This window comes from Subtercola sp. RTI3, from assembly GCF_035018625.1.
In the GTDB taxonomy this organism is placed as follows: domain Bacteria; phylum Actinomycetota; class Actinomycetes; order Actinomycetales; family Microbacteriaceae; genus Subtercola; species Subtercola vilae.
On record NZ_JASJXO010000016.1, the window covers coordinates 60,275 to 67,652 of the forward strand.

7 protein-coding genes are annotated in these 7,378 nt (G+C 66.2%); 3 read left to right on the plus strand and 4 right to left on the minus strand.

The genetic code is table 11. The features are described 5' to 3' along the window. Positions 1-8: 8 nt before the first annotated feature. Positions 9-1,583 (minus strand): ABC transporter permease, encoded by a 1,575-nt coding sequence (locus QN358_RS08450; protein ID WP_136642251.1) that lies wholly within the window; start codon positions 1,581-1,583, stop codon positions 9-11. Next, on the minus strand, positions 1,559-2,884 hold the full coding sequence (locus tag QN358_RS08455) for an ATP-binding cassette domain-containing protein (protein ID WP_323512090.1): 1,326 nt from the start codon (positions 2,882-2,884) through the stop codon (positions 1,559-1,561). Before QN358_RS08455 ends, QN358_RS08450 begins: the two co-directional genes overlap by 25 nt. A 178-nt stretch (positions 2,885-3,062) precedes the next feature. Here QN358_RS08455 and QN358_RS08460 point away from each other — a divergent pair, with 178 nt between their 5' ends. The 3 genes from QN358_RS08460 to QN358_RS08470 all read left to right on the plus strand — a co-directional run bounded on the left by QN358_RS08460 (position 3,063) and on the right by QN358_RS08470 (position 4,585). Further along, entirely contained in the window at positions 3,063-3,884 is an 822-nt protein-coding gene (locus tag QN358_RS08460; protein WP_323512091.1) for a hypothetical protein, read from the plus strand. A gap of 101 nt (positions 3,885-3,985) precedes the next feature. After that, on the plus strand, positions 3,986-4,258 hold the full coding sequence (locus QN358_RS08465) for a hypothetical protein (RefSeq protein ID WP_136642249.1): 273 nt from the start codon (positions 3,986-3,988) through the stop codon (positions 4,256-4,258). A gap of 42 nt (positions 4,259-4,300) precedes the next feature. After that, on the plus strand, positions 4,301-4,585 hold the full coding sequence (locus QN358_RS08470) for a hypothetical protein (RefSeq protein WP_136642248.1): 285 nt from the start codon (positions 4,301-4,303) through the stop codon (positions 4,583-4,585). Positions 4,586-4,599: 14 nt separating this feature from the next. Here QN358_RS08470 and QN358_RS08475 read toward each other — a convergent pair whose 3' ends face one another. Together QN358_RS08475 and QN358_RS08480 are read right to left on the minus strand one after the other, a co-directional pair. Next, on the minus strand, positions 4,600-5,676 hold the full coding sequence (locus tag QN358_RS08475; RefSeq protein ID WP_136642247.1) for a glycosyltransferase: 1,077 nt from the start codon (positions 5,674-5,676) through the stop codon (positions 4,600-4,602). 134 nt (positions 5,677-5,810) lie between these two features. Beyond that, positions 5,811-7,157, minus strand: coding sequence for a S1C family serine protease (locus QN358_RS08480; protein ID WP_323512092.1), 1,347 nt, complete (start codon positions 7,155-7,157; stop codon positions 5,811-5,813). Positions 7,158-7,378: the final 221 nt, after the last annotated feature.

The window sequence follows — 7,378 nt, forward strand, 5'->3', positions numbered from 1 at the left end:
TAAAAAGTCTAACTCCGAAGAGAGGCTTGCAGCAGCTCAGGGCCACGGCGGTTGAACACGGCACCGCCGCTGAGGGCGCCGAGCACGAGCACGAGCACTCCGACACCCACACCCCATTCGAGCGAGGCCCAGTGCAGATCGTCGGCTGCGGTGGTCTCGGCCAGAATGGCGAACACGATGCTCGGTGCCGAGAGGGCGAGTGTGCCGAGCACAACGACACCCTGCACGATAGCCGAGGTCGAGCCAATCGACTGCGGCTGGGTGAAGGGGCTGTCACCGGGGCGAGTCGCGCCGTAGGGGAACCGTGCTGAGATCAGCGAGCCAAGCCCCATGATGGTGAACAGCAGGCACGTGCTGGCCCCGAGAACCGAGGGGAGGGCGGCATGATTACCAGACAGGAACACGGTCACCACCGACCCGATGCCGATCAGCGGCAGGCCCAGCAGCAGAACGGGGGCCATGCGGCCCACCCGGTCGGCAATGCCGCGCTTGCCTGAGACCACGTGCAGCCAGATCGCCGAATTGTCGAGCGCCACGTCGTTGTGTACGGAGAAACCGAGAAAGAGGCACATGACGGGCAGAGGGATGAGCGCGTACCAGGTGGGCGGGAATGAGACGAGCAGCAACGGGATGGCCATCAGAATCGGCACGATCGGAACGATGATGAGCGGAACGAAGTAGCGCGGGTCACGAGACCAGTACGTCAGGCTTCGGGCCGCAATGGCCCCCGCTGGCGTCGACGGAAACCGGCCGAACCACCCAAGCCCGGCGGGCTCTGCTGACGGGTCATCGCGCTGCGTCGACGTGACCATGAACGACACCAAGGTGCGCCACGCCAACCAGAGCACTGCCACTGTCAGCACCGCCACGACGAACGAGAGAAAAGCAGCCCCCGGGTCGTCGATCGCGGCAGCGGCCGGCAGCGCCCACGCAGCGCCGAGCGGGGTGTACCCGAGGGTCGATGAGACGCTCTCGCTCCACGATGCCGCGGCGCCGCCCCAGTTCAGACTGAGCGCGAGTACGACGGCCGGTGCAAGCAGCACCAGAACGAACACGCCGATGACACCGGCGACCTCACGCGCGCGCCGCGTCGACAGCACCAGCGACGCGAACGCCGACGAGAGCCGGCCCACGAGAACACACGTGGCGACAGCCAGCGCGCCTCCGACGACCGCGCAAACCGTTTCAAGGGGAGATCGTGACCACGCGACAACGCTAGACAGAGCAAAGAGAATCAGTGCGACCACCGGCAACGCCACAAGTGAGCTGACCGCCAGGCCAAGCGCCAAGGGCCGGGGCGCGATTCCGAAGAGCGAGAACCGCCGTGGGTCGACAGCGTCGGTGCGCTGCAGGATGAGCGGAACCACGACGAACGCGAACACGATGATCGACCCGCTGACGACGAGGTCTGAGCGGGCGACCATCGGGGTCGCCGAACGCAACTCGAGTACGCGGGAGCACACGATGGCGACGAGAACGAACGCCACCACCAGCCCGGCCACGACCCCGAGAACGCGCCGTGGGGTGCCGGTGAGAATATTGCCGAGGAACGCGAGCCTCAGTCTAAAGAGCTGAGCAACCACTCCATGCCTTCAACTGCTTTGTGGCTGCCCGCGAGTTCGAGAAACCGGTCTTCGAGCGTCGAGCCGTTGCGCACGGCGTCAACCGTGCCGCTTGAGAGAACAACGCCGTGCACGATGATGGCAACGCCGTCGCAGACGCGCTCGATCATGCCCATGCTGTGGCTCGAGAGCAGAACGGTGCCGCCGTGAGCGACGTACTTCAGCAGAATATCGGTGACAGTGTCGGCTGACACGGGGTCTACGGCTTCGAACGGTTCGTCGAGCACCAGCAGGCGCGGCGAGTGGATCATCGATGCCGCGAGCGCGACCTTCTTCGTCATGCCGGCGGAATAGTCGGAGACCAGGCGACCGAGCGCATCCTGCAGCCCGAATGCCTCGGCGAGTTCTTCGCTTCGTTCCCGAACGGTTCTGCCGTTGAGGCCGCGAAGCGAGCCCGCGTAGTGCAGCAGCTGCCGACCGGTGAGCCGGTCGAACAGACGCAGTTTGTCGGGCAGCACGCCGATACTGCGTTTGGCGGCGGCGGGGTCTTTCCAGACGTCGCGGCCGTTGACCTTCACGATGCCCTCGTCGGGTCGCAGCAGGCCGGTGATCATTGAGAGAGTGGTGGTCTTGCCCGCACCGTTCGGGCCGACGATGCCGTAGAAGCCACCGCGCAGTACCTCGAGGTTCACGCCGTCTACAGCGGTTGTGGAACCGAAGCGCTTGACGAGGTTGTCGAGTACCAGAACGGTGTCGTGGGCGGCCAAGGGGTCGGCCGGGGTTGCCCGGTCGTGCATGAGGGGCCGCGACTCGACGGCGACCGGTAGTACGTCGATCGGTGCAGCTGGCTGCTCGATCGGTTCGGCCAGCTCGATTGGTTCGGCCAGCTCGACTGATTCGGCTGAGGCGGCGTGTTCGGTCGAATCAAGAGGTTCAGTCAGCTCGACGAGTTCGACATGATCTTCGGACGTGTTCGCTGAGGGTGTGCGTACCGCTGGAGTGCGCGGTGAAGGAGTACGCGACGCCGACGTGCCAGCCGCACCGGGCTGACGGGCAGCAGCAGGCTTACGAACGGCAGCGGGTTTGCGAGCTGCCCCTTCGGCAGTGCCTGTGTTCTCCGTAGCGGGCCGAGCCGCGGTGCTCGTTCGTTTCGGAGGAGTCTTCTTCGCGGTCGACGCCGCCCCAGCAGACGATCCCCGGGTAGACGATGCCCCAGCAGACGCCGCCCCGGTGGTTTTCGGGCGGGCAGGAGCCCGACGAACCGGCGGGCGCACTACGCCCGTCTCGCCCTCGACGCCGGGAAGTTCTGACTCTGAGCTCACTGGCTAAACCTATCAATCCCCGAAGAGATACTAACGAACCACTGCCGACCTTGCCCCCTGGCCTCCAGCATGTATATCACAGCACGTGGTGGCTTTGCTGAGCCCTGTCATGCGCTCGGATTACCGCAGCCCGGCACGTACAATTGACCGCTCACAGGCCGTTCTGGAGGGCAGACTGATGGCACGAAAGCAGAAGACAGACGAGAGCGAGCCGGCGGAGCTGAACCCTCGGGTAATCAGAGGCGTCGACCGGGTGCTGAGCATCCATCGCCCGGCGGTTCTGGCACACATCAGGGGGCTGCGTAAGCGCAACCCCGGCGCATCGCCCGACAAACTGATCTCGGCACTCGAGCGGCACTATCTCGCTGCCGTGACGACCGGCGGCGCCGCCGTGGGCGCGACAGCAGCTATTCCGGCCGTCGGTACGGCAGCCTCGCTGGCACTGACCGGGGTCGAGACACTCGGGTTTCTCGAGGCGAGCGCCCTGTTCGCGCAGTCGATCACCGAGGTGCACGGAATCGCGGTCGAGAGCCCCGACCGGGCTCGGGCCCTGGTGATGACACTGCTCATGGGCAGTGGCGGCGCAGACCTGGTGCAGCAGCTCACGCAGCAGGCGGTGGGCACGGCGGTTCCGCGCACGCAGTTCTTCGGCACACTGCTCACGCGAAACCTGCCGCAAGCCGCGGTCGGGCCGGTGGCCGACCAAGTGAAGAAGACGTTTCTGAAGCATTTTCTCGCGTGGACGGGCTCAACCGCTGTAGGCCGTCTGATGCCCTTCGGCATCGGGGCCGTCATCGGTGGTGCGGGCAATCATGTGCTCGGGCGACGGGTCGTGAAGAGTGCGCGCGCAGCATTCGGGCCGGCACCGCTCGAATTTCCGCCCGGACTGGAGCCGACGCTGAGGTTGCCCCGCTCAGGCTCAGGCTCCGAGGCCGCCGCCGGCCGCGGCTCCAGTTCCAGCTCAGACACCACTCCTCCACAGCCGGCGAATATCGAGTAGTTCTCCCGGGGGCGTACTCGCTACTCCCAACCCGCCCGCTCGCGTCAGACCCGACCTCTATGCTGGCGGGCATGGTGAGAGCCGTGAGCCTAGAAGACGCTATGCCCGAGACGGCATACGCCGTGCCGCTGCGCGTCGACCGACGACGCGCTCCGGTGTACGCGCTTGTCAACGTGGGCCACGAACGCATCGTGGGCCTCACCTTCTGCCTGCTCGGTTCGGGCGCGATGAACGTGAGCATCCCGCAGAGCCTCGATGTCGGTGGCGCGGCCGAGGTTCTCATCCGCGGGCACGATCTGGCGCGGCGAACAGTTCTGGTCGTGCGTTGGTTCAGGCCGAGCGGCGAAGAGTACCTGTGGCGGGTGAGCTTCTAGCGGCGGCGGTTGCCGTGTCGGGGGCTGATGCTTTAATGCCTCATGCCTCTAATCGCTCTTCGTCCGTTCTCCGTCTCGCTTCACTGGTGCCTGCCCGAAGCCCTGTGGCACGAAGCGCAGGTCGAACTGCACGACACGCGATCGCCGAGCGGTGCATCCATCGTCTCGTGGAGCATCGACGGTGAGACTCACTCGACGCTACAGCCGGTCGTACGCCTGCGAGTCGAACGTCACGACGGGCCGCGAAACGTCACGGTGACCATCACCGACACTGGGGGTGAGAGCTGGTCGACCGTGTTCCGCTCGGCCGGCCGTGGCCTGGTGTGAACGAACGTCGCCGATCAGTCGAAGTCGACGATCACGGTGTCGGCGGCGCCTTCGATATTGAGATACCCGGCGAGGTAACCGAAGCCCCAGCAGAAGTGGATGAACGGCAGCACGAGCAGAAACCACACCCCTACCCGCAGTGTCTCGCGGGCGGCAACCACAATCGACAATCCGATGACACTCACCACATACGCGACCGGAACGATGAGCAACGCGAACAGCACGAACGAGATCACTGAGGCAACACCGATGGCTCCGGCGACGACGCCGAACAGCCCACCCGCGCCGAGGATGAAGCCGAGAATCGTGGCGAGCACGACAACCGGTGGCAGAGCGAACCGCAACTCACGTGATTCGGGGAAGGAACGCGCGAACTCGCCGCGCCACAACCCCTCTGCGAAGAGCGACCGGGTGAGCGCGAGGGCTTTCGACGGCGGCCTGAACCGGTACATGAGAGAGGGAGTGAACCAGATGGTCTGGCCGGCCGCGCGGAGGCGTGCGTTGAGCTCCCACGACTGGCCGTGGCGAATCTCTTCGTCGTACAGACCCACCTCGATGAACGACCGTCGGCGGATGACATGGGCAGCGGCGACGTGCGAGGGGCCTTCTCCGGCCGCCGACGTGAGCGGGTCACCCGCAAGACCGAGGCGGTGGCGGTAGCCGAAAGCGACGGCACGTTCGAAAGGGGTCTGCCCGACAGGGCGGGCGCGGCCGACCAACGCCGCGGCATCGGTTCTGACCATGGTCTCGACGGCGCGCACGGCGTAGTCGGTGGGCAGTGCGCCGCGCGGGTCGACCCTGATGATGAGTGAGCTGCGGGCGGCGGCGATGGCTTCGTTCAGAGCCACCACCTGCGACACCGAAGTGGTATGCAGCACGGTGAGGCGCGGGTTCGCCGCGGAGAGAGACGTGAGCAGTTCGGCAGTGCCGTCAGTACTCGGCGCGGCCGCGACAACGATGTCGATTGCGAGTGGGTAATTCTGGTCGACGATGCTCTGCACCGCCTGTTCGAGCGTCTCGACGTCGTTTCGCACCGCCAGAATGGCGGTCACGGGAGGCAACGGCGTCGTGCCAGGCGTGGGGTCGGTCATGGGGTCTGCTTGTCTGTCGTGCGCCCGTGGGCCCGGGTTCGCACCGGCCTGCCCATCGCGGCGAATTTGCAACGATGAGCCTAGCAGCAGGCCGCGACGCGGGTTCGCAGATGCTCGCCGCGCCGCGATGCTGCCTAATTGGCCAGCTGGCCGAGGGTCACAGTGACGGTCGTCGACATGGTGCCGCGCAGGTAGGTGACGGTCGCAGAGGCACCTGCCGGCAGTACGCGCACCTGTGCCGTGAGGTCGGTGGCGTCGGTCACGGCGATGTTATTGAAGGCGGTGATGATGTCGCCCTTCGCGAGGCCCGCTGCCGCGGCTGCTCCCCCGCTCGTGACGTCGGCCACAGTGGCGCCGACGACTGAGGCATTGGCTTCGGCTGTCTGGGCGATTGACGCGCCCAGCAGCCCGTGCGTGGCCTTGCCTGTGGCGATGATCTCGTCAGAAATGCGCTTGGCGAAGTTGGCAGGAATGGAGAAGCCGACTCCGATGCTGCCCGACTGGCCACTCGAGCTGCTCGTCGAACCTGCGCTCGCGATGGCGACGTTGATTCCGATGAGCTTGCCTTGGGCATCCAGCAGCGCACCGCCCGAATTGCCGGGGTTGATGGCGGCATCGGTCTGGATGACGGCCAACGAGATGGTGCTGCTGGCCGTCGTGGGCGTCTGGCTCTGGGTACCGCCCTGGCCCGGAATGTCGAAGTTCCAGAAGTCGTAGGGGCTTCCCGTGCTGCTGGGGTCGGGGGTGGCCTGCTCGCCCGAGGTGTTGGGTGCGGCTGACGAGGCGACGGTGATGCTGCGGTTCAGCGCGCTGACGATGCCGTTGGTGACGGTTCCTGACAGGCCGAGCGGTGCGCCGATGGCAATGGCTGTGTCGCCCACATTGAGAGTCGATGAGTCACCGAACTCGATGGGGGTGAGGCCCGACGCGTTCTGCAGTTTGACCACGGCGAGGTCGGCGACCGGGTCGGTGCCCACGACCTTGGCGGCGTAGATCTTGCCGTCGGCCGCGGTGACCGAGATGGTGGGGTTCGCCGTTGCGCCGTCGAGGGTGACCACATGGGTATTCGTGAGAATGTACCCGTCGGCCGAGAGAATGACGCCTGAACCTGTGCCAGAGGTGGTGCTGCCGTCAGTGACGCCGATGGTGACCACTGAAGGTGAGGCCTTCGCGGCGACGGCCGTGATCAGGTTGGCGCTGTTCGGGTTGTTGACGGTGATGGTGGTGGGGCTCGAGGCCTGGTTCGTCGACGTCGAGCCATTGTGGCTGAGTGCCCAGACGCTGATACCGGCTCCGGATGCTCCGCCGATCAGTGCCCCGATCGCCAATGCCGCTACGAGGGCAACGCTGCCCCGGCGTCTGGCGGGCTTGAGCGCGGGCGCGATGGGCTGCCCGTCTGCCCCGTAGAGCACCTGGCCGGCGGCGGGCTGTCCGAACGATCCGTTGCCGTAGTTCGGTTGCTGCGGCTGCTGGCCTGTCACGGGGAGTTGCTGGGGCTGCTGCCCGGCGACGGGGAGTTGCTGAGGCTGACCGGCGACAGGAACTGTGGGGGAGGTCGAGCCGGGGGCGGAAGCGTACTCGCCGTAGCGCGGAGTGCCGGTCGACGGCGAGACGGGGGTAACCCTGTCTCTTATACACATCTATGGCGGGGTGTGGGTGAAAAAAAAAAGGGGGGGGGGGGGGGGGGGGGGGGGGGGGGGGG

Coding starts and splice junctions, on each gene's coding strand:
- QN358_RS08475 (WP_136642247.1), bottom strand. CDS start 5,676: ATGACCGACCCCACGCCTGGCACGACGCCGTTGCCTCCCGTGACCGCC.
- QN358_RS08460 (WP_323512091.1), top strand. CDS start 3,063: ATGGCACGAAAGCAGAAGACAGACGAGAGCGAGCCGGCGGAGCTGAAC.
- QN358_RS08465 (WP_136642249.1), top strand. CDS start 3,986: ATGCCCGAGACGGCATACGCCGTGCCGCTGCGCGTCGACCGACGACGC.
- QN358_RS08470 (WP_136642248.1), top strand. CDS start 4,301: ATGCCTCTAATCGCTCTTCGTCCGTTCTCCGTCTCGCTTCACTGGTGC.